The 22,101-nt window shown below is 68.6% G+C and carries 14 protein-coding genes; 6 read left to right on the top strand and 8 right to left on the bottom strand.

What is annotated here, in order from left to right:
* A partial coding sequence (locus D7X55_RS02705) for a hypothetical protein (protein WP_158626306.1) occupies positions 1–1,026 on the bottom strand: 1,026 nt, incomplete at its 3' end.
* 31 nt (positions 1,027–1,057) lie between these two features.
* Entirely contained in the window at positions 1,058–3,403 is a 2,346-nt protein-coding gene (locus tag D7X55_RS02700; RefSeq protein WP_121722135.1) for an AAA family ATPase, read from the bottom strand.
* A gap of 146 nt (positions 3,404–3,549) precedes the next feature.
* Between D7X55_RS02700 and D7X55_RS02695 the strand changes: the two genes are divergently transcribed.
* The 3 genes from D7X55_RS02695 to D7X55_RS02685 all read left to right on the top strand — a co-directional run bounded on the left by D7X55_RS02695 (position 3,550) and on the right by D7X55_RS02685 (position 10,884).
* Entirely contained in the window at positions 3,550–4,050 is a 501-nt protein-coding gene (locus tag D7X55_RS02695; RefSeq protein WP_120547719.1) for a flavin reductase family protein, read from the top strand.
* A gap of 45 nt (positions 4,051–4,095) precedes the next feature.
* Positions 4,096–4,680, top strand: a complete 585-nt coding sequence (locus tag D7X55_RS02690) for a superoxide dismutase (RefSeq protein WP_120547718.1) — start codon at positions 4,096–4,098, stop codon at positions 4,678–4,680.
* 96 nt (positions 4,681–4,776) lie between these two features.
* On the top strand, positions 4,777–10,884 hold the full coding sequence (locus D7X55_RS02685; protein ID WP_121722134.1) for a CHAT domain-containing protein: 6,108 nt from the start codon (positions 4,777–4,779) through the stop codon (positions 10,882–10,884).
* Here D7X55_RS02685 and D7X55_RS02680 read toward each other — a convergent pair.
* The 5 genes from D7X55_RS02680 to D7X55_RS02665 form a co-directional block, all read right to left on the bottom strand.
* Positions 10,856–11,590 (bottom strand): hypothetical protein, encoded by a 735-nt coding sequence (locus D7X55_RS02680; RefSeq protein ID WP_147470010.1) that lies wholly within the window; start codon positions 11,588–11,590, stop codon positions 10,856–10,858. The genes D7X55_RS02685 and D7X55_RS02680 overlap by 29 nt on opposite strands.
* Positions 11,591–12,389: 799 nt before the next feature.
* Positions 12,390–12,521, bottom strand: coding sequence for a hypothetical protein (locus D7X55_RS45285; protein WP_255424943.1), 132 nt, complete (start codon positions 12,519–12,521; stop codon positions 12,390–12,392).
* Positions 12,522–12,796: 275 nt separating this feature from the next.
* Positions 12,797–13,009, bottom strand: a complete 213-nt coding sequence (locus D7X55_RS02675; RefSeq protein WP_121722132.1) for a hypothetical protein — start codon at positions 13,007–13,009, stop codon at positions 12,797–12,799.
* Positions 13,010–13,048: 39 nt separating this feature from the next.
* The gene (locus D7X55_RS02670) at positions 13,049–15,757 is read right to left on the bottom strand and encodes a serine/threonine-protein kinase (RefSeq protein WP_121722131.1); all 2,709 of its coding nucleotides are present in this window, start codon (positions 15,755–15,757) and stop codon (positions 13,049–13,051) included.
* A gap of 30 nt (positions 15,758–15,787) precedes the next feature.
* Positions 15,788–16,750, bottom strand: a complete 963-nt coding sequence (locus tag D7X55_RS02665; protein ID WP_120547716.1) for an SMP-30/gluconolactonase/LRE family protein — start codon at positions 16,748–16,750, stop codon at positions 15,788–15,790.
* Between the two features lie 119 nt (positions 16,751–16,869).
* Here D7X55_RS02665 and D7X55_RS02660 point away from each other — a divergent pair, with 119 nt between their 5' ends.
* Positions 16,870–18,540 carry a DUF6178 family protein gene (locus D7X55_RS02660; protein WP_147470009.1) on the top strand — a complete coding sequence of 557 codons (1,671 nt, stop codon included), beginning with the start codon at positions 16,870–16,872 and terminating at the stop codon, positions 18,538–18,540.
* On the opposite strand, the gene D7X55_RS02655 is transcribed toward D7X55_RS02660, so the two are convergent.
* Positions 18,506–19,417, bottom strand: a complete 912-nt coding sequence (locus D7X55_RS02655; protein ID WP_121722129.1) for a sigma-70 family RNA polymerase sigma factor — start codon at positions 19,415–19,417, stop codon at positions 18,506–18,508. The two genes, D7X55_RS02660 and D7X55_RS02655, sit on opposite strands and share 35 nt — an antisense overlap.
* A gap of 113 nt (positions 19,418–19,530) precedes the next feature.
* Between D7X55_RS02655 and serC the strand changes: the two genes are divergently transcribed.
* Positions 19,531–20,619, top strand: coding sequence for a 3-phosphoserine/phosphohydroxythreonine transaminase (gene serC, locus D7X55_RS02650; protein ID WP_120547713.1), 1,089 nt, complete (start codon positions 19,531–19,533; stop codon positions 20,617–20,619).
* 90 nt (positions 20,620–20,709) lie between these two features.
* The gene (locus D7X55_RS02645) at positions 20,710–21,882 is read left to right on the top strand and encodes an MFS transporter (RefSeq protein ID WP_121722128.1); all 1,173 of its coding nucleotides are present in this window, start codon (positions 20,710–20,712) and stop codon (positions 21,880–21,882) included.
* Positions 21,883–22,101: the final 219 nt, after the last annotated feature.

Raw genomic sequence — 22,101 nt, 5'->3', positions numbered from 1 at the left:
GGGCTCCACGGGCGTGATGGCGCCGGTCGGATCCGGCGCGGTCTCAAGCCCGTGTTGGATGCCCTGGACGCCCTGCGCATGGGCCGCGGCCAGCTGCGTCTGCCAGTCCTTCACGCCCGGGAGCGCGGGGACGGAAGGCGCGGGCCGTTCCCCGGGAAGGCCCGTGTCGGCCGTGGCCTCCGTCTGGATGGGAGGAGGCTTCGCGGCCGTGACGCCGGCTCCCGCGGGACGGATGGCGATGCGCACGTCACTCTGGCCCGACAGCGTGGACCTCACCGTGTCGATGCGCGCGGCGTCGTCCATGCCACCGGGAGCCGCTCCAGCAGGAACGGCGGCGGGCTCAGGAGTCTGATCCGGCGTGGCCGCTTCACCGCCCGCGACGGGCGCATCGAGGGTTGTCCCATCGGGCGAGGGGGACGTGCTGCCCCCGAGTCCCGCCGCTTCGGACGTGTGCTCCTCCGTGGGCGGAGAGAGGTCGGAAGCACGGGCCTCGGCGAGGCGCGCGGCGGTGTCTCCGAGCTGATCCGCGGAGCCCGGCGGCAGGACGGCCATGCGCGCCGCTTCACGCTGCCGGGCATCCTCCTCCTGCTGCGCGAGCGTCGCGGGCTGGGACGCACCCGCCGCCTGCGCGAGCCCGGTGTTCACCTGCGGTGACAGCCCGTGGATGCCCAGCTCCGCCGCGACGGAGCCGGGCGCGGAGAGCAGCGAGACCTCGGGCGGGTGCACGGGGCACGGCTCGAAGAGGTACGAGCGGGGACCGCCCACCGTCCGCCACGCCGGGTCACTCCAACGGCGCTCCAGGTCGCGCGCCGCATCGCGAAGCACGGACCCATGGAGGGCAGGAGGCGCACCCCTCAGCGACGCGAGCCGGGACGCCAGCTCGCGAGCCGGATTCGACGAGGACGGGCCCCGGGGCACGACGCCGGGCGCACGGGGAAGGGCCGAAGAGGACGAGGGAGTGCGTCCGGAGCTCTTCCGGAGCATGGCCTTGGCGGAGGCCTTCGAGCCCTGGTCACGGATGCGCACGGTCCCCCCCGCACCATCAGTGAAGGGGACGCTAGGTCATCTCCACATCCAGGACCAGGGAGGCGCGGATGGGATGTCCATGACTGCTCCAGAAGCGATGGAGCAGGTCGAAGTCGTAACTCTCCTGGACGCGAGGTGTGAGCTTGCGGCCATCCAGCTCGTGCGGAAGTCCACGCGAAAGAATCCCATGCAGGACACCCAGCAGCTCGTGTTCCTCCTCCGCGCGGTGTGACCACGCGGAGACGATGATCCCCAACCGCAGGGCACCATGCTGCGTGACGGCGAGCCGGTAGAGCGCGAGCGACACGGCGGGCCGCTTCCCCGCCAGTGCCTCCCGGGTAGGGGAGCCGTGGAGGATGTGGACCTCCTTGAGGAAGTGTTGCCGGAGCTGCGAGTCCAGTGCCTCCTGGAACACCTCCGCCACGCGGCGCAGGCGCGTGCCCGAGTCGGAGGGGGCATCCGCCTCCGGGCGCCGGGAGAGCCGGCCCAGCTCATACAGCTCCAAGGCGACGGCGCGCTCCAGGTGCTCCTGGGACAGGGGAGCACCGGCTTGTTCGGCGAGGAAGATGGCCTTGAGCGCGGCGTTGCGGATGTCGCCGCCCGCCAGCCGGTGGCGCTGCGCCAGGCCCACCAGGTCGAGCGTCCCCGTGCGAGGCACGCCCTCCGGAAGCATCAGCTCCCAGATGCGGCGGCGCTCATCGACCTCGGGGAAGGGGAACTCGATGCGCGCGTGGAAGCGGCGCAGGAACGCTTCGTCGATGGCGGTCTGCAGGTTGGTGGCGAGGATGATCAACCCGTCGTGCCGCTCGATGCGCTGGAGGAGGAAGCCGACCTCCAGGTTGGCGAAGCGGTCATTCGCGTTGCTGACCTCCGTGCGCGCGGAGAACAGCGAGTCCGCCTCGTCGAAGAACAGCACGGCGCCCGCGCGCTCGCCGTGGGACAGCACCTCGTCGATGTTCTTCTCCGTCTCGCCCACGTACTTGCTGACGAGCCGCGACAGGTCGACGACGTACAGCGGCCGGCCCACCGCATGGGCGATGACCTCCGCGGCCAATGTCTTGCCGGTGCCGGAGCGTCCGGAGAACAGGGCCACTGGCCCAGTGTGCAGCCGGAAGCGGCGCGACAGGCCCCGCTCCTCGGCGACGCGGTCGCGCTGCGCCACGTAGAACAGCAGGCGTTCCAGGGCCGCGCGGGTGGTGTCCCGCACCACGAGGTCCGCGAACGTGCGTGACGTCTCCAGCCGGTAGCCATGGCGCAGCGGCACCTGGACGAACCGCGACGCCGCGGCACGAAGCGACTCCACGTCACCGTCCGGAGCCGAGTCGAACGCGCGGCGGATCTCCTGGACGCCGCCCCGGAACCCCGACGCCAGCCGCCCCGCGTCCGCCTCCGACAAGGACAGCCCCCGGGAGCGAGCCTCCTCCATCCAGAGGGCCCGCCGCTGGACGAAGCCCGGCGCGGGGGCCAGGTGGTGCGGCACGGCGACAGGCTGCGCGGAGTCCGCGAGCACCAACGCCCGGCCACCGAACCGCTGGCACAACCCGGACAGCGTCTCCGTGACGGAGAGCGCGAGCCCCGGCTCACCGCCGGACAGGTCCACGGCCAGCATCGCGCCGCGCACGGACGCCAGTCGCCACAGCGCCCGCGCCATGGACACCGGCTCCGGAGCCCCCGCCCACCGGGCGACGAGCAGCGGCACACGGGCCTCGGAGGCAAGCTCCAGCGCCACGCGAAGCCGTTCTCCCTCGCCATGCACGACAGCGAATGCGCGCTCGGAAGAGGGCAGCGCCTCCGTCCCATGCCATTCCAGGGCAATGTCCCCCAGCACGGAGGGACGGGGCAGCTCCAGAAGCGCTTCGCGGACCTCCGGAGCCAGGTCCACGGGCCGGAGCATGGGAGGAAAGGCGCCGGCGCCCGTCTGCACCAGGCCGCCGCCCACGAGCAGCCCGCTGTCGGTCAGCGACGCCAGCAAGCGCCGCGAGCGGGCCGGCGTGCGGCCCAGGACGGTGAAGAGCAACCGCTCCACGTTCCAGCCCTGCGCGGCCTCATCCTGGAGCACGGCGAACAGGCGCCCATAGCGCGGCTCCAGCCACGTCGCGAGCAGGACCAGCAGCGCCTCCTCCTCCACGCAGTCCAGGCCCAGCGAGGCCCGCAGCCGGGCGAAGGGAAGGGGAGGCGAAGCGCCCAGCAGCGGCGTCTCAGGAAGCACCGTGCTGAAGGCCAGCTCCGAAGTGGAGGGGCGCACGGTGCTGCGCACCGCATCCCAGCCCCCCTCCTGCTCTCCCCGGAGCTTCGCCGCGCGGGCCTCCTCCAGGTCACACACCTGGACGAGCAGCGCATCCAGACGCCTCAGCGTCTCCCCCCACAACGGATCCATGGGCGCCTCCAGCCGGCCAGCATACGGAAGGGCGCAAGGCCCAGGCCACGGACGGGCCTGGAGGGCAGGTGCCACTGCGTTGGTATTCCGCCAATGGATTGGAGGAAGTGCTGACCGGGTGGCGGGCCGGTGGTAGAGACCGGCACATGACTCAGAGCGGTACTGAAGGGGTGTCGGCCCTGGACTTCCGGGAGGCGATGTCCCGGTGGGCGAGCGGGGTGGCGGTGGTCTCCGTCCGGGACTCGGACGGGATCGCGGCGACGACGGTCAGCTCCTTCAGTTCGCTCTCCCTCTCACCTCCGCTGATCGTCCTGGCGCTGCAGCAGACCTCCCGCACGCTCCAGCGGGTGGAGGCCGCCCGCCGCTTCAGTGTGAGCGTGCTGTCCACCACCCAACGCGACGTGTCGGTCCGCTGCGCGAAGGGGGAGGCCGAGGGCCGGGTGTTCGACGAAGGCGCCTTCGTGCAGGACAGCCTGGTGGGTCTGGCGTGCACTCTGTTGGATGTGCACCGTTACGGCGATCACCTGTTGCTGGTGGGCCGGGTGGAGCGCATCCAGCGGGGAGTGGACGGCGAACCGTTGCTCTACTGGAACCGGGCGTATCGCGCGCTGACGGCGCATCCGGAACCAGGGCCCGCCCCGAAGTAGCGAACGAGTAGACGAACCTCACTGTACCTAGAAAGGACGCACCCGATGCCCTTCACCCTGCCCGAGCTTCCCTACAAGAAGGACGCGCTGGCTCCGCACATGAGCGCGGAGACGCTGGAGTTCCACCACGACAAGCACCACGCGGCCTACGTCAACAAGCTCAACGAGCTGACCGCGGGCAAGCCCGAGGCCGCCAAGTCGCTGGTGGAAGTCATCCTCAGCAGCGACGGCGCCGTGTTCAACAACGCGGCCCAGGTGTGGAACCACACCTTCTTCTGGAACTGCATGAAGCCGGCCGGCGGTGGCAAGCCGACGGGTGACATCGCGGCCGCCATCGACCGCGACTTCGGCTCCTACGACGAGTTCAAGCGGCAGTTCTCCGACGCCGCCATGACGCAGTTCGGCTCCGGCTGGGCCTGGCTGGTGCTGGACAACGGCAAGCTGTCCGTCATGAAGACGCCCAACGCGGACCTGCCGATGAAGCACGGCAAGAAGGCCCTGCTCACCATCGACGTCTGGGAGCACGCCTACTACATCGACTACCGCAACCTGCGCGCCAAGTTCATCGAGACCTTCCTCGGCAGCCTCGTGAACTGGGACTTCGTGAACGAGAACCTGAAGAACCCCTGAGCTGACGCAGTGAAGTGACGGGAACCGCGCGGCCCGGCTCGGCACGGTCCGGAGCGGCGCGGTTCTCCCGCGGGCAAAGCGCTATCGTGTCAGGCCATGACGCGAGCGCCGCTGGATGCTCAGGCCCTGCTTTCACTTGCAGTGACTCTTGCCCAGAAGGCAGGAGGACCCCACGCCGTCACGGCGGACTCCCTTGAAGCCGCGCTCAAGAGCGCGCCGGGAGTGGCGCTGACGGAGCTTCCCATCAGCCTGACCACCGGACTCCACGACCTGGAGCCTTTGCCACGGCTGGTGCTGTGCCTTCACCTGCTTCAATCCGCAGATGGTCAATCCCTTGAAGGCCCCTGGCTTTTCGTCCTGGGTGACCTCGCGGTGCGCGCGTTCCACGAGCTCGGGCGCCCGGAATTGTTCGCGCTGCGGTTGAGTCTTATCGACCGGCTGCTCGCCGCCGGGCCCTCACCCCAGCATGCCGCGGAGCTGCACTTCCAGCGTGGGAACACCCGTCTGTCGCTCTCTGACGGAGAACCCGCACTGCTGGAGTCCGCGCTCCAGGATCTGGAAGCCGCTTCGGAAGCGGCCCGGGCCTGTGGGCTGACACTTGGCGAGATCCAAGCAGAATGCCTCCGGGCTCAGGCGGAATGGCGGCCACTTCCAGGCCGGACTCCGCCTTCGCTGGACGCGCTGGCGCGAGGACTGACGCGACTCCATTCGCTCCTGGAGCGTGTCCGTTCCGAGCCTGGGATTGAAGCCGGGATCGCGGACCTGCACGAAGCCTTGGGAGACCTGGAGAACCGACGCAGCATTGCCGGCGGGAGTGGAGCCCGTGAAAGGGCCGTCCACCACATGCGCCAGGCCGCGGAGCTGACGGCGGACATTCCCACCCAGGCCTACCGCTGGGCGACACTGGCGCAGTTGCTTCTCTCCACAGGCGCTTCCGAGGAAGGGGCCACCGTGGTGCATCAGGCGGAGGAGTCCCTGCGGCGGATGCCAGCGGGAACAAGCGACCTCCAGGTGGTGCAGGTCCACGCCATCCTTGGGAATGCGTTGCGGCTTCACGGCAAGGCAGCCCAGGCCCTCACGCACCTGGAGTTCGCATTGCGGCTCCTGGCGCCAAGGAAGCCAGGCATCAATCGGAATGTGCTGCGTCTTCAAACAGCGCAAGCCCTCTCCGACGTGGGACGATGGGGAGACGCCCGGCATCAGTTGGAGCTCGTCTTCGAGGATGCCCTCGCGCTGGAGGACGCGTTGTCCGTCCGTGATTCCACCCGGACGCTCGTCAAGCTCGACCGCGACGAGGGAAGATGGGACGCCGCGCGAGAGCGTTTGCGCGCAGCCGAAGCACGATTGCCGGCAGGGCCCTCCCGGACTCTGCTGACATTGATGCGCCTCGATCCTGCCTTCACGCCAGGAGGGCCCTCCGAAGAATTCATCACATTCATTCGCCAGTATCTCGCCGGCCAGCACCCGACGGATGGCCATTCCAACGCACAGCTCGAACGGTCCATTGCCTTCCACATTCCGGCGCTGCCTTCGGACGTTCGCCGTCAGTTGCTGGCGGCGGGTCCTCGCCTCCTACCCGATCCGGGCGTTCGTGCCGTCCTGCTGGAAGCGGAGGGGCAGCGAGAGGCCGCACGGGACCTTCTTCGCGCCGTACTGGCCAGTCAGGAGGCCCCAACGGTGCGTCGGGACGCGGCGGCGCTACTCATCGCGTTCCTGACCGCGGATGCCCATGAGGAACGGTTGCGTGTCTGTCAGGAACTCGAGACGCTGCTCGAAAGCCCGGATGGGAGTTCGCCCTCCGTCCGTGCGAATCTTGCCCGTGCACTGAGAAGGAGCGCGCGGGGGGACTCGGGGCTGCTGGAGCGCGCCTGGCGCCACACTGAACAGGCTGCGGCTGTCCTGAAGAAGGGATCGGCGGAGGACCTCTTCAACACGCGGACGCGCTGCGGAATCCGCATGGACCAACTCACCCTCCACGCGGGGGTGTCTTCTCCTGCGGCGTGGACGTTGGCGGAATGGTTCCTGGACTCGCGAGGGCTGCCAGAAGCGGAGGTCGCTGACAATCGCCGTCATGCTGCATGGCGGATTCTTGCGCCAGGACCGTTGACCCATCCGGACGGCGTCGCGCTCGCTGAACGGTTGCTGGGGACAAGTCCTTTGGGTGACGAGGCGAAGGGGCTGGAGTCGAGGCTTCAGTGGATTCGTGCCTGCCTGGCAACGCCGGAGACACCGCCGCCACGACCCACGACCGTTCCCGCTGCTTATCATGGGCAATTCGACTTGGAGCCCGCGTGGATCGTGACGCTCGCGCAAGGTGACGTGTCACGGTGGGAGCGGGTGCTGGGACCTGAAGACCTGGAGCATGCCATCAAGGTGATTCAAGTCAGGCCAGACAGGGCGGGCGTCGTCCTGGACCGGATCCTCGTGTTGGATGGAGAAAGCAAACACCTGGAGAAACTGGCGGATCTCGTGAGTCTGTTGCCACGCGAGGCGCCACTGGCCGCCCTTCGCGAGAAGGTGGATCGCCTCGCGGCGGATACCCCCTCTGCCGGGCTGCTTCAACTCAGGGTCGCGCTCCACAAAGGAGGAGATCCCGAAGCCTACGCCCAGGCGGTGGCGGCGCTTCAATCCGTCGCCCGAAGCGCTGATGCGCGGGTTGACGCGCAGCTGAACAAAGGCATTGAGTACATGAGCAAGGGCCGCTTCCGCGAAGCGCGCTCAGTTCTCGAGGAGGCACTGGTCGAGGCACGGCGCTCCCAACTGGATCCGTGGCACCTCAGTCAGGTGCTGGTCCTGCTGGGAAATGCCCTCCGCAAAGGCCCGGCCCCGGAAGTCGACCGGGCCCTGTCGCTCTACGCGGAAGCAGAGGCCCTGGGCATCTCTGATCCACAGCAATCCGCCCGGCGGTGGAAGGTCACCGCGGATGCGCTGCTGGAGCGCGGGAAGAACGAAGATGTGCCCCGGGCGCTGGAACTTCTGGAGCGGGCACTCGCGGTACGTGATTCGGGTTATCTGCGGGTCGAAACCTTGCTGTCGGCGGCGAGGGCCGAGCAGCGACGGTCAGACGGGGACGACCTCCTCCGACACCTCAGGGCCCTGGAACGGCTGGATGAAGCCGAGCGTCACGCAGAAGGCGAGTATCTGAAGATGATCGCTCACGAGCAGGTGGGCGTCCTGGCCCGGATCGTAGGCCTCCGCCCGCAAGATGCCTCGTACAAGGAGCGACTGACCCTGCTGGGGCGACAGCACCCGGAGTTCTTGGAAGACACCGAGCGCGCAAAGCATGGCGTCTCAGGGCTTCTTCCAGATGACGAAATCAATCTCGTGAAAGCCCTGATGTTTCATCCCGCAGGGCGTGCTTACTCCGCTGCGGTTCGGATCCTGCAGCCCATGGACTGGAAGCTGATGGAGGAAATGGCCCGGAGGATGGGGACGAACCCGATCGAGATGCGTCAACGCATGGAGCAACAGCACCAAGCCGAAGACCGATCGCCTCGGGCGATTCGCGCCGAGGCGGATCGGCTCAACGGTGTCCGCGATGAAAAGGAACGACCGGGAAGCGCGGTGGGGCGTGCCCGCTTGCTGTCACATCTGGCGGCATTAGGCCTGGCTCAAGTGGATGAGGTGGTCGGCGCCGCGCTTGACGCAGGCCGCCTCCTTCGACACCTTCCCGAGGAGGCGGTCCGGCTCCAGCTTCAGCTCGAGCTTTGCCATGTCTGGGCCCCTGTGAACCACGCCAGTCATCCCGTGCGGGATTTCCAGCGCGCCGCCGAACTGGCCCGCGCGGTGTTGTCCGCCAGCAGACCGGGCGGTGGACTCGCCCGCCACGCCCTGCAGGTGCTTGCGCGCGCGACGCGCTACCGAACGGATGGAGACATCTCCGCCCACCTTCGTGAGGCCGAGCAACTCTACGAGCAAGCAATCGCCGCGTACGAAGCTGTCGGAATGCGAGATGTCGTCTCGAATCTCCGGGTGAACCTCTCCGAGCTCAGGACCGCACGAGGTGCTGGAGACACCGACGAAGCCCTGCGGGAGGGGGTCGCCGCCGCAAGAGCCAAGGTCCAGTACGCCGGAGGTCCGGAGCAACGGGCCCAGGCCCGGCTGGACCTAGCCGTATCGCTGACTCGATTGGGGACGCGGGATTCATCGTCGAAGGGGCGGGTGCTGCTTCTGGAGGCGCGGTCCGAATTTGAGAAGCTGGATCGCGCACGGCTGACATTGCCTTGGGATCGCCACACTGCGGACAACTACCGGACCATCTGTCTGGCGGACCTGGCGCTTCGCGACGGCCGTCATGAAGAAGCCATCGCATCCTGGCGGCAGCGTTACGACTCGCTGGGGGCGGACACCCCCGAGGATGTGCGGGCCTACACCGCGCACAATCTGGCCGACGTCCTGTTGCACTGGGGAACACGACCCATTGAGTGGATGGAAGGCCTCGACTTGTCAGAGCGGGCCCTGGTGTTCCGGACGTTGGACCGCGATGCCATTCATCATTGGGAGACGTGCGAGAACATCGGGAGGGGGGCATACCGGTTGCTCGTGAGTGCGCTGGAAACAGGCCTCGGTGAACCGGCTTTCATGCGTCGGGTCTGGGAACAGGGGCGAAACCGTCTGCGGGGTGCATTCGACGCCGCGAGGAAGCAGGGCAGCCACGAGCGGCTGTTCCAGTCCGCGGTGTTACTGATGGAACTCGCATTGGTGGCGCCGTCCCTAGCCGCCTTCGAGCGGGCCGCCGCGGATGGCTGGAGCGCACTGGACGAATCACGGCCCTATCTGCTGTTCAAGGAGAACACCGGCGCCGAAGAGGCCCGGCTCGCGGCCGAGCTCGCGGCCGCATTGGCGCAACGGTACGCGGCGCGGTCGGGAGGAGAACGGACAGCTGAGCAGGGCTTCGTGCTCTCCGACGAGCAGGCCGAGTCTGTCCTGGGGTGGGTGGTGAAAGCCACGGGGGCTGCCCAGCGGCGGCTCGCGGCACGCACCTCCCGCCCGGAGAAGTTGCCACCGGCTGTCTGGGTGGAATGGCTCACCGCGAGCCGTTCTGGAGACGAACGCACCATCCGGCGGGCACTGGATGCCGTGCGCTCACACGTCCCTGATTTCTTGCGAGGAGCGCCAGGGCTCCAGGGAACGCGGGAGTGGCTGCGCTCGCATCCGGGCTCGGCCGCGGTCGCCTTGGTGCGCAGCTCAAGAACGCTGCTGGCCACCGTGCTGCTGGATGACGAGCAGCCGAGAGTCTTCATCGCGAACCTGGGGCCTGCCGTGCCCCCCCACGACACGGACGCCGTGGCACGAACGCTCTCCGCGCAAGGCGCTGGTCCGGAGTATGTCGAGCTGCTGGAGTGGGCCAGACGGTCCATCATTCACCCGCTGAGCCGGTTGATGCTCCAGAAGCCCTCGCAGCTCCTCTGGGTTCCTTCCGACGTACTGAGGGGGCTTGCGCCCATGGATCTCTGGCCAGGCATCCCCATCACCTGTGCGGTGCGTCTTGACCTGACGACACGTTCCGCGCCGCCCCGACCCCGGCGCACGCTCCTGGCGGTGGCGGACCCGGGCCCAGGTTCGCCTCGGGCGCTGCCGGGGTCCGTGGAACTGGGGGCTTCCCTGGCCGTCCAGGCCCAGGGGCTGGGCCCACTTCGCGTACGGATGAGCCGGGGCGCAACGTGGGGACGTGCCCTGTCCATTCCCTGCCCGGAGCTGGTGGAGGGACCAGCCTCCGCGGAAGACCTCCTGCGTGAGTTGGCGGAAGTGGATGTAGCGATGATGCTGTGTCACGGAGAGGTGGATGGCCCCGAGGACGCCCGGTTGTTGCTGGTGGAACGCACTGGTGCCGTGGCGCCCCTGACCCTGCAGCGGCTGGCGGAGGATCCCCACCTCGTGGCGGGGGCCACGTTCGTCCTCCTCTCCTGTGAGACGGGACGCGTGGGGCCTTGGCGGCACCGGGCATCAGGCCTGGCAGGCGCGCTGCTGGCAGGCGGAGCCCGGAACGTCATCGCGCCACTCTGGCCCGTATTGCTGGAACCCGCCTGGAAGGTGGGCCTTGGCGTGCTCGAAGCCCTGGCGAAGCAGGGGGACCTGTCGGAGGCGCTTCTGGGACTGAGCTCACCCGAGCAAGGTCCCGCCCTGGGAGGGCGGGTGCTCGCGGCGGACCGGCAGGCCACCCAATCCTGGTCGCTCAGGGCGTTCGCGCGCTGGGTGGGCTGAGCAGGGTTTCCGTCACGAGGACGTCCGACCGTGACTCAATGGCCCACATGAGTCCAACGAGATGCGGCGCGTTCGGCAAGGCCGGAGCTGCGACGGCGACGAGAAGCGCGTGGTCTTCACGCCCGTGAAGTTGCCAACCGTCGAAGCGCCAGTGCTCTGCCTGGCGGCGATAGTCCTCGCCCTCCCGCAGGGGTTCTCCCTCAGGGTGCGCCGCATCCACGATGAACAGCCGGAGGGCCCAATCGGGCGGGCACTGTCCCTCGACGTTCACGTCGAACCTCGTCGGGTCCTGCCCCAGGACAACCTGAGGGTGGACCTCCGCGGTGCGGATATCGAAGGCCTCCATCAATGCAGAGACGCCCTGTTCCGCACGAGCCCGCACCGCGTCCAGTTGCTTGAACCAGCGCTCCAGGCCCGCAGGAAGGGAGTTCGCGGGCACCTTCGAGGCCGCTGACGACACCGTGTCCCAGAATCGGCGCGCGGCCGGTCCTGAGGACTCGCGCCGTTGCCGGGCGACTGGGTCGAAGCCGGCGAGGTTGGGCGACGGCTGGGCAAACAGCCGCGAAACTTCGGAGAGGACACGGTCAATCTCCGATTGGAAGCCGAGGACCTCGCACGCGGTCAGCACGTCCTCAAGGGCCAACAATCGATCCTGAGTCTCCTCCGGGAGGTCGTCTTGCAGTGCCGCTTCCAGCCCGGCGAGCAACGGTTCGACTCGAATCCTCCCAGCCAGCTCTTGCTCGACCCTCTGACGGTGGGCCGCCAGAAGTGCCTCCGCGTTCTGGAGCGGTTCGCGGACGTCAGGCTCCGAGGAAAGAAGCGCCCGCGCATGTCCAATGGCCCATACCAAACGCCATGCATCGTCCGGGGTACCTGGAGGTCTCAGGCAAACTGCTTCGAGTTCACGAAGGACTTCCGTCTTCCACGCGCTTGGAGCGGCCATGTCGACACTCCTGATCCATCGTTGCCGGGCCTCGCGGTGGAAGTCCTCGTCGGTGTTGGACGAGTCCGGGAGCGTCGGGTCTGGACGGAAGGCGGTCAAGACGGACACAGGAGGCTTCAGTCCCACGGAGATCAGCACGCCGCGAGGTGTGCAGCACAGTAGGTGGGAAGGGTCTGTCTTCTGCCTGCCAACCTGGGTCCCTTCGTCTCCAAGCTCGTGCAGATAGGTGGGGCCGTAATGCCGCTCATGGTGGCGCACGAGCAGCGCAAGGCACTCCGGTGCGTCTGTCGGGATCCGGCCCCGAGGGTCTGGCGGAACGGGAGGGCATCCACATGCTTCGGCTTCGCTCCGAAGCTGTTGGACGTCGACTCTCGCCAGCGATTCCCAATGCTCCGTGCGGTTGTAGAAGTGTTGCCAGACCTTGGTGGCGCGCTGTCGTCCTTGAAGGGGGCCAACCCTGGCTCCCCAGGCGCGCAGTGAAACGGGCTTCAGCATGGGCAGCTCCCTCCTAGTATCCACTCCCCTCATTGTACCTTTCTCGCCGCCTTCAGTTGCTCGTTCGTCAACGATGCATTCCGGAGCCCTCCGAGGTGGAGGCATTGCCCAGCCCCTCCACGAAGAACAGCCGTGAGAGCGCCTCGTTGTAGCTGTACGCGTAGGAGCGCCTGTCCGCGGAGATCGCCAGCGTCATCACGGAGATGAGGCCCGGCTTGATGCCCCCGCCGGAACGGTCAGGTGTGGTGTTCGCGCGCCGGTCTTCACGCCACCTGCACGGGGAGCGAAACGCTGCGCACGTAGAGCGCCGGTCCGCTCGCGTCCAAGCCCAGCACCCACTGCTCCGTGAACTGGGACTTCGTGAACGAGAACCTGAAGAACCCCTGAGCTGACGCAGTGAAGTGACGGGAACCGCGCGGCCCGGCTCGGCACGGTCCGGAGCGGCGCGGCTCCTTGAAGCGTTTCGCGAAGGCCTCAGTGCCGCTCGCACCAGACATCGCGGCACGCGTAGAACTGGTCGTCACAAGCGGCGATCTGCGCCTCCGTCGTCGCGGACCGCATGCAGGCGGCGCGCTTGTCGATGCAGTACGGACAGGGGCCCGCCGCCTCTGCCTCCTGGGTGTTGCTGAATCCCGCCGCGAATCCCAGACATGCCGCCATCGCCGCCAGCGCCATCTTGAGCTTCATCACGACCTCCGGTTGGGTTTGGACCGCAATGACAGCCTGTCACTGCCAGTGCGGCCTGGCCAATCCCTCCACCAGAAACAGCCGGGAAAGCGCCTCGTTGTAGCTGTATGCGTAGAACTTTCCGTCCGCGGAGATCGCCAGCGTCATCACGGAGATGAGGCCCGGCTTGATGCCTCCCGCTGGAACGGTCAGGTGCGGCGTTCGCGTGCCGGTCTTCACGTCGACCCGGGACACCTGCACGGGCAGCGAGACGCTGCGCACGTAGAGCGCCGTTCCGCTCGCGTCCCAGCCCACCACCCACTGCCCCGTGAACGAACCCGGGACCGCTCCCAACGCCTCTCCCTCGGGTGAGAACAGACGCAAGACTCCCGCCTCATCCACCGCCGCCAGCCGCGCTCCATCCGGAGAGATGGCCGTGTCGAAGCCAAAGCCCTCTTCCGTGATGGGCCGGGGCGCACCCGCGCCGGGTTCGAAGATCCACAAGCGGGCGCGGCGGCCCTCCTCGTTGGCTCGCAGGAGCAACCGCTTCCCATCCGGGAACCAGCGCGCGGTGAGCACCGTGGCGACGGGCGCGAGCGACAGAGGCTTCGGCTCTCCCGCGCCGGTGGGCAGCAGCAGGAACTGCATCGGCTCGCCGTAGCGCACCGTCAGCACCTGCCTGCCGTCCGGAGACAGCGCCATCGGGATGCCGTCTCCCAGCCGGATGGGCGGAGCGCCATCGGTGGTCCGCAGGTAGGCCCCATAGGTGGGGCCCTCCACCTCTCCACCCTCGGCGAAGACAACCGTCCGGCCGTCGCGGGACAGGTCCGTCATGAACGACGAGTCCGACCACGCCAGGTCCCGCTCCGTCCCCGCGCCCCCGAACGCGAGCCCCGTGCGGATGACTGGGTGGTCCACCAGGACGGCACCGTCCTTGGAGATGTCATGCAGCACCATGCGTCCCGCGATCCGGTCCACGAGGCGCGTCGTGCCGCGCAGGTCGACCGCGAACAACTCCGAGTCCGCGCCCGTGCGGGAGGCGGTGAACCACACCTCGCTTCCGTCCGGAGCCCAGGCCAGCCCCCGGATGCTCGCCCAGCCCGAGGAGAGCTCCCGGGGCGGACCGTCCTTCTCCAGGACCCAGACACCGCCACGGTCGTCCTTCGGATGCTCGTGGAACAGGAAGGCGATCCGTGCGCCGTCCGGGGACACGCGCGCGTGGCTGATCCACCCCTGGGATTCGAAGCGCACCGTGCCGGGGGGCTGCTCCAGCCGGAAGTTCCCGCCCACGCGGCGCACCACCGTCAGGGGCCTGTCCCCGCGCCCCCAGTCCGCCTCCAGCACGCCATCCAGCACGGCCCGGGGCGCACCGCCCGCCAGAGGCATCAAGCCCAACGTCCCGCTGCCATGGTCCGCGTCGAAGAACCGGGGCTCCAGCAACACCGCCAGCTCGCCCCGTGACGACGTCGCGAGCACATCCGCGTGTTGTCCCAGCGGCTGGGACAGTGGGCGTTCGGTGCGAGCGCTGTAGAGCTCCGCGCGTCCTCCCTCCCACGCCGCGCCGTAAATCAACGTGTGGCCATCCGCGGAGAAGCGCGCATTGAGCACATGCCCCTGCCGGAACGTGACGGGCCGGTACGTCGGCACCGCTTGCGCCACCGGAGCCGCGTGCATGCGTCCGAACGCCAGGAGCCCACCGGCCACGGACAGCAGCACGGCCGCCACGGCCACCCACAGGGCAGGGCGTGGGAACGCGATGCGCCGCACGGCAAGAGGCGAGGCCCGCGACGCGATGGACTCCAGCGCGAACGCCAGGTCCTGCGCGGACTGGAACCGGTCCTCCGGAGCCTTCGCCAGACAGCGCGCAATCACCGTCCCCAGCTCTCCCGGCAGCACGGAAGGCGCATCACGGAGCGCGGCGCTCATCCGCTCCACCGGGCTGTCACCGTCAAAGGGCGCACGTCCGCTCACGGCCTCATGGAGCACCGCGCCCAGCGAGAACACATCCGCGCGGGCATCCACGCCCTGACCGCGGATCTGCTCCGGAGCCATGTACCCGGCGGTGCCCACCACCGCGCCGCTCTGGGTGAGCGCGGCGTCCTCGATGCGCTCGGTAAGCCGGGCCAGACCGAAGTCGAGGATCCGCGCGCTGCCGTTCGCACACAGGAAGATGTTCGCGGGCTTGAGGTCGCGGTGGATGACGCCCCGCGCGTGCGCGGCCGCGAGCCCCTGCGCCAGCTGGATGCCCAACCGCAGCGCCTGCTCCGGCGGCAGCGGCCCCCGCATCAGCCGCGCCCGCAGGGTGACCCCCTCCAGCCACTCGGTGACGAGGTACGGCACGTCCTCATGCGTCCCCACGTCGAACAGGGTGAGCAGGTGCGGATGGGACAGCGCTCCCGCCGCGCGTGCCTCCTGCCGGAACCGCGCCAGGCGCTCCGGATCCCGCGCGAACCGGGCCGGGAGCACCTTCAGCGCCACGTCCCGGCCCAGCCGCCCATCCCGGGCCCGGTACACGTCCCCCATCGCGCCACTGCCCGCATGGTCGACGATGACGTAAGGCCCCACCTGCTCCCCAGGCGCGAACGCGCGAGGCGGAGGCGCCGCTTCCGCGAGCCGGCCCTCCGCGTGCCACGTCGCCGCGACGGCCGCGAGCAGCGACCCGCAGGACTCGCAGCGGGACAGGTGGGCCTCCGCGAGGCCGCGCTGCTCGGGCAGCAGGCGGTCCTCCACGAAGGCCAGGATCGTTTCCTCGGAGGGACATCCCGACATGATGGGACGTGATTCTACGAGCGTTCGCGCTCAGGGCAGAAGTGGGGGCACCGCCACCCGGTACGCGCGGAAGGGCAGGGTCGGGGTCCCCGGCGTGCCGAAGAGGAACCCCATCTGGGATTCCAGCACCCACGCACCGCCGTCGGTGATCGCGGCGGCGGTCGGCTCCACGAAGCCGTTGGCGAGCACCTCCTTCGCGCCGGAGCCTTCACCCAGCGTCACCAGGGACGCCCGTCCCACCGTGTTCTCCACGACGAACAGCCGGCCCGAACCCATCCATTCAATCCCATCCGGCGTCTCCAGGGCCGGCGTCACCGGGATGTTCACCGGCGCCGCCGCGCTCCCGTCCGGCTGGATGTCGATGGCGTACAGCGCGCCCGAGTCGCTGTTCACGACGTAGAGCCGGCTCGCACCGTCGTAGGCGATGCCATTGAGGGTGATGAAGCCCGGCTCGGAGGGCTCGTACGCGGCGTCCGAGGACCACGTGGCGAGCGCCGTCCCACCCACCGGCAGCCGGACGACGACGTTCTCGAACGAGTCCGTCACGTACACGTTGCCCGAGGCATCCACGGTGACGTCGTTGCAGAAGCTCTCCTGGCCGGGCATCACATGGCTGGCCTTCAGGGCCCCCGTGGAGAGCGCATATGCGTTCAGGTACGAGGGCTGCGCGGGCAGGAGCAGATCGTCGTAGGTGCAGGCCCAGAGCGTGTCGTGAGCCTCATCCACCTCGAGCCCGTAGACGCCGAAGGAGGGGCGGCCCGGGACGAAGACCTCCGCGCCCAGCGCGCCCGGCTTCACGCGCGCGATGGCACCCGTGCCCAGGCTGCCCGCGTAGAGCGTCCCGTCCTTCGAGGCCGCGATGCCCTCCGGATAGAAGTCCTCGCCGGGCCACTGCACCTCGGTGCGGACGGAGCCGGGGTCCTCCGGGTGGGGCTCGCAGGCGGAGACGGCGGCGGCGAGGGTGACGACAGACAGCCAGGGACGGATGCGCATGAGGCTTTCCTCGGTCGGCCCGGAAGGGGCCTTTCGACGCCCTGACACCGGCCGGAAAATCCTTTGCAGCGAAAGTCCGGCCTGCGGCAACGTGCAGGCACATGGATTGGGGGGACGTCATGACGAAAGCCCTGTCGACCTCGTCGAACAGCCGTCCACGGCAACTCTTGACACGCATCCTGGAGGAGCCGGAGTTGGTCAGCATCGTGCAGGGGTTGGAAGCCCCCGTGCTGTCCAGGCTCATCGACCACATCGGCCTGGAGGACTCCGGGGAGATCGTCGCCCTGGCGACGACCGAACAGCTCAAGAAGATCTTCGACGACGACCTCTGGCGCAGCGCGAAGCCCGGCAAGGACCCGGCCTTCGACGCGGAGCGCTTCAGCCTCTGGCTCCAGGTGATGATGGAGGCCGGGGTGGAGTTCGCCGCGCAGAAGCTGGCGGAGCTGGACGAGGACCTGGTCACCCTGGCCGTCTGCAAGCAGGCGCTGGTCATCAACCTCGACGCGCTGGCGGAGCGGATGTCTGGCAACAGCCGCTCGGACGAGGATGACCTGACGGACAAGGCGCTGGAGAGCTGTCTGTATGAGGAGTTCGCCGAATACCAGATCATCGCCAGGGACCCTCAGGGCTGGGATGCGCTCATCGCGGTCCTGGTGGAGCTGGACAAGAACCACCATGACTTCCTGATGCGGGTGCTGGAACGCTGCTGCTACATCTCCACGGAGTACATCGACGACAACGGCGGCCTGTTCAACGTCCTCGACAGCGAGGAGATGCTGGAGTCGGACGTGGCGGCGGACCGCGAGGACCGGCGCGAGGCGGAGGGCTACGTGGCGCCCTCGGCGGCGGCCAGCTTCCTCGACCTGGCGCGCGTCACGCCCACGGAGGAGCTCATCGCCAACCGCGCCACGGACCCCGTCACCCGGTCCTACTTCAAGTCGCTGGAGCGCGCCGCCAAGGAGGCGGCGGAGAAGGGGCCCACGCAGGCCCTGCCGTCCCAGAAGGTGGAGAAGTTCCTCCAGGAGCTGCGCGAGGCGGAGGTGCTGGAGGAGCCGGCCCAGCACCCACTGCTCGCCGCCGGAGCGCCGCGGGCGGCGCACACCGAACCGCTGTTCAAGCTGGCCGTCCTCGCGGTCCGCGACCGCCAGCCCAAGGCGTACATGGACCGGCTGCGCGAGCTGAGCTACCTGGCCAACGTCCTCATCTCCGGATGCAGCTACGCGGGGCGCACGTTCCGTCCGCTGGAGGCCGCGGACGCGGCGGTGGCGGTCTGCAACCTGGGCATGGAGCGGCTCTTGCGCGACGCCGCCGGCAACCGCCCGGGGGACCCCACCGTGGATGACGCCGCGGAACTGCTGGAGCGCCAGGAGCTGGTGAAGCTGTTCCAGGTGGGATGGAGCCTCCTGCACCGCGACGTCCAGATGTTCACTGCGCGCACCCTCCAGGACGTGCTGACCCGCTTGGCCGAGGGCCAGCGCGACACGGGGAAGTCCAAGGAGCTGACGCGGATGGCCGCCACGCTGAAGGCGGACGTCAACGCGGGCAAGCCCACCCGGTCCCGTGGCCGGCTGGACGGTCTGGGCCACGTGCTGGAGCGCCAGGTCATCGTCGCGGTGAAGGCGCTGCTCAGCGAGTACCCCTTCCTGCCGCGCGCCATCGCGGGCGGCGCCAAGGAGACGGACAAGCGCGACGCGCGGTTCATCTTCACGCAGCAGCAGATCCAGGCGGTGCAGGCGTTCGTCCAGGGCCGCCTGTTCAGCGAGGCGGCCCCTCCCGGAGCAGCCGGGTGAGGCTCAAGTCCAGCTGGCTCACCACCAGCGCGGCGATGCTGTCCACCGACGCGGCGCTCACCCCCAGGCGTTCGCACAGCCGCCGTGTCGTGTCTTGCGCCACCTGCTCCCGCGCGCGGCTGAGCCACCGCGAGACGGTGGACAGGTGCACGCGGTAGAGCGCCGCGATGGCCTCCAGTGACAGCGCCTCCAGGTGGTACAGGCGCATGAGGGTGCGGTCGCGGTCGGAAAGCTCCCCCAGCGAGGAGCGCACGGCCTCCGTGAAGGCCTCGCGGTAGCGCGAGCGCAGGTGCTCTAGCTCCGGTCCCAGCTGCTCACCGAACGCGGCCTCGACGGACTCCCGCGCGGCGGCGTCGGCACGCGTCTCGGAGCGCTTCAGGTTGAGCGCGATGCGCAGCGCCGCCACCCGCACCCAGCCGCCCAGCGCGCCTGCGCCGGTGAACTCCCCAATCTTCGGCTCGGAGCCCACGGTCGCCGTGAACAGCTTCTCGCGCAGCAGCTGCCGCACCTCCGCGACGAACGCGGGTGAGCGGTCCACTCCGGACACGAACGCGCCCACGTCGCGGAGGTACTGGTCGTCGAAGAGCTGGAGCGCGGTGCGGTCGCGCCGCAGGCACCCGAAGGCCAGGTACAGCTCCAGGAGGGCAGGGGAGGCCCCGCCCAGCACCTCCAGGAGCGTGGAGGGGGACGTCAGCCGCTCCGCGATGAAGGCGCAGAAGCCCGGGGCGTCCAGCGTCATGCCGGACCAATGGGCGCGGGCCCGCTCCACCGCCGAGGCGAGCAGGGCCTCCAGCCGCACGGGCTCCGGAAGCGCAGCCGGCGCACAGGCGGAGGCCGCGAGGAAGGCGGAGGCCAGCGGTGTGGGGTCGGAGGACACGGTTTGGAACCTACCATCCGCCTGACCTTGGAGGCCGCGCGCACGTTGCTGATGACCCCCGCTGTTCCACGGGCTTAGATGCCGGCGCGGTTCACTTCCAGAGGACTTCCGCCATGCGCGTCATCAACTTCAATCCCGGCCCCGCCGGCCTTCCCACGGCGCCGCTGGAGCGGGCCCGGGACGAGCTGCTCGACTTCCAGGGGACGGGGATGTCGATCATCGAGCACAGCCACCGGGGCAAGGCGTATGAGGCCGTCCACAACGAGGCCATCTCGCTCCTCAAGGAGCTGCTGTCCGTCCCGGACACGCACGAGATCCTCTTCATCCAGGGCGGCGCCTCGCAGCAGTTCGCGCAGGTGCCCATGAACTTCCTCACGAAGGACACGTCCGCGGACTACCTGGTGACGGGCGGCTGGAGCGAGAAGGCCGTGGAGGAGGCGCGCTACTACGGCACGCCGCGCATCGCCGCGAACACGGTGAACGCGGACAAGCGCTTCACGCGGATCCCCACCCAGGCCGAGCTCCAGCTGGACCCCAAGGCCGCCTACGTCCACATGACGAGCAACAACACGCTCTTCGGGACGCAGTGGCACACGTTCCCGGACGTGGGCCAGGTGCCGCTGGTCGCGGACATGAGCTCCGACATCCTGTGGAAGCCCATCGACGTGAGCCGCTTCGCGCTCATCTACGCGGGCGCCCAGAAGAACATCGGCCCGTCGGGCATCGTCCTGGTGCTGGTGCACAAGGACTTCCTGGCGAAGGGCCGCAAGGACATCCCGAAGGTCTTCCGCTACGCGACCTACGCGGAGAACAACTCGCTCTACAACACGCCGCCCACCTTCAGCATCTACCTCTGCCGCAACGTGCTCGCGTGGATCAAGGACGTGGGAGGGGTGAAGCAGATTGAAGCGTGGAACCGCGAGAAGGGCGAGCTGCTCTACGCCGCCATCGACCGCAACGCGGGCTTCTACCGGGCCCCGGTGGAGAAGGCGTCGCGCTCGTACATGAACGTTGTCTTCCGCCTGCGGGACGAAAAGCTGGAAGAGGCCTTCGTGGCGGAAGGGGCCAAGGCCGGCATGGTGGGCATGAAGGGCCACCGCATCACGGGCGGCATCCGCGTGTCCCTGTACAACGCGGTGACCGTGGAGCACGTGAAGACGCTGGTGTCCTTCATGGACGACTTCGCGAAACGCAACGGGTAGTCACCCCAAGGCTCGCCCCGGGCGCCGCTGAAAGGCTTTGCGCCCGGACCTCGGTTCGAGAAACACTTCACGCCCAGTGAGGGGGACTTCTTGAACCGCAATTTTTGGCTGCTGACGCTGTGCCAGTGCTTCTTCATGCTGAACAACATCACCTTCTCGTTCGTGAACGGGTTGGTGGGCCTGGCGTTGGCGCCCGTCCCCTGGATGGCGACGCTTCCGGTGACGGGGTACGTGGTGGGCAGCGCGCTGGCCACCACGCTCGTCGCGCGCAGCCAGCGCGCCTGGGGGCGCAAGCGCTCGTTCCAGCTGGGGCTCCTGGTGGGCATGGTCGCCTCCGGCCTGTGCGCCTACGCCGCGGCGACGGGCCGCTTCTGGCTGCTCATGCTGTCCACGATGCTGGCCGGCTACTACAACGCCAACGCCGCGCTGTACCGCTTCGTGGCCATGGAGCTCGTCGGCCCCGCCTATAAAGAGCGGTCCATCTCCTGGGTCCTGGCGGGCGGCATCCTGGGCGCGGTGACCGGCCCCAACCTGGCCCGCTACACCAAGGACATGCTGGGCACGCCGTTCACCGGCGCCTACGCGATGCTCGTGGGCTTCGCCCTGCTGGCGCTGGCCATCATGAGCTTCATCTCCTTCCCGGCGCTGCCCCGGCATGATCCCGCCCGCCCGGGCCGCACCATGCGGGAGATCGCCCGCCAGCCGGTGTTCGTCGTGGGCGTGGCCGCGTCCGCGCTGGGCTACGGCGTGATGAACCTGCTCATGTCCGCCACGCCCATCGCCATGACGCAGATGCACCACTCGTTCGACCACGCCGCCCTGGTCATCGAGTGGCACGTGCTGGCCATGTTCACGCCCAGCTTCTTCACCGGCCAGCTGATCAAACGCTTCGGCGTGCTGAAGATCATGTGGGTGGGCCTGGTGGCGAACCTGGCCTGCATCGCCATCGCGCTGTCCGGTGTCGCCTTGATGCAGTTCCTGGGGGCCCTGGTGCTCCTGGGCGTCGGCTGGAACTTCCTCTTCATCGGAGGCACCACGCTCTTCACCGAGTCCTACCGGCCCGAGGAGAAGACCACCGTCCAGTCCTCCATGGACTTCTGCATCTACAGCACCATGGCCGTCACCTCGTTCGCGTCCGGCGCGCTGCTCTCCGCGCGCGGCTGGGAGTTCCTCAACTGGGGCTCGCTCGTGCCCCTGGGCGCGCTGGCCGTCGCACTCGGTTGGTTGGCTTTGCAGCGGCGCGCGGCGTCACTCGCCACGTAACACAGCGCCTGCGTCACCCATTCATGACAAGCCGCGCCGTAGGTGAGCCCTTGACTCACCGTGAAGCGATCGACTAGTTAACACCCCCGGAAAGCGCTGGGAGCGCTGGAAGAGGGGGAAAACTGGAACCTGCATGTGACATTGCCGTCCGGCTTACGCCCCATGTGAACCATGTCATCGGGCGGATTCCGGAGTGGAAGGGTGCCTTCCATTTCTACG

The organism is Corallococcus sp. AB049A (assembly GCF_003668885.1).
Classification (GTDB): Bacteria; Myxococcota; Myxococcia; order Myxococcales; family Myxococcaceae; genus Corallococcus; species Corallococcus interemptor.
This window is presented reverse-complemented; position numbering and strand designations above follow the sequence as displayed.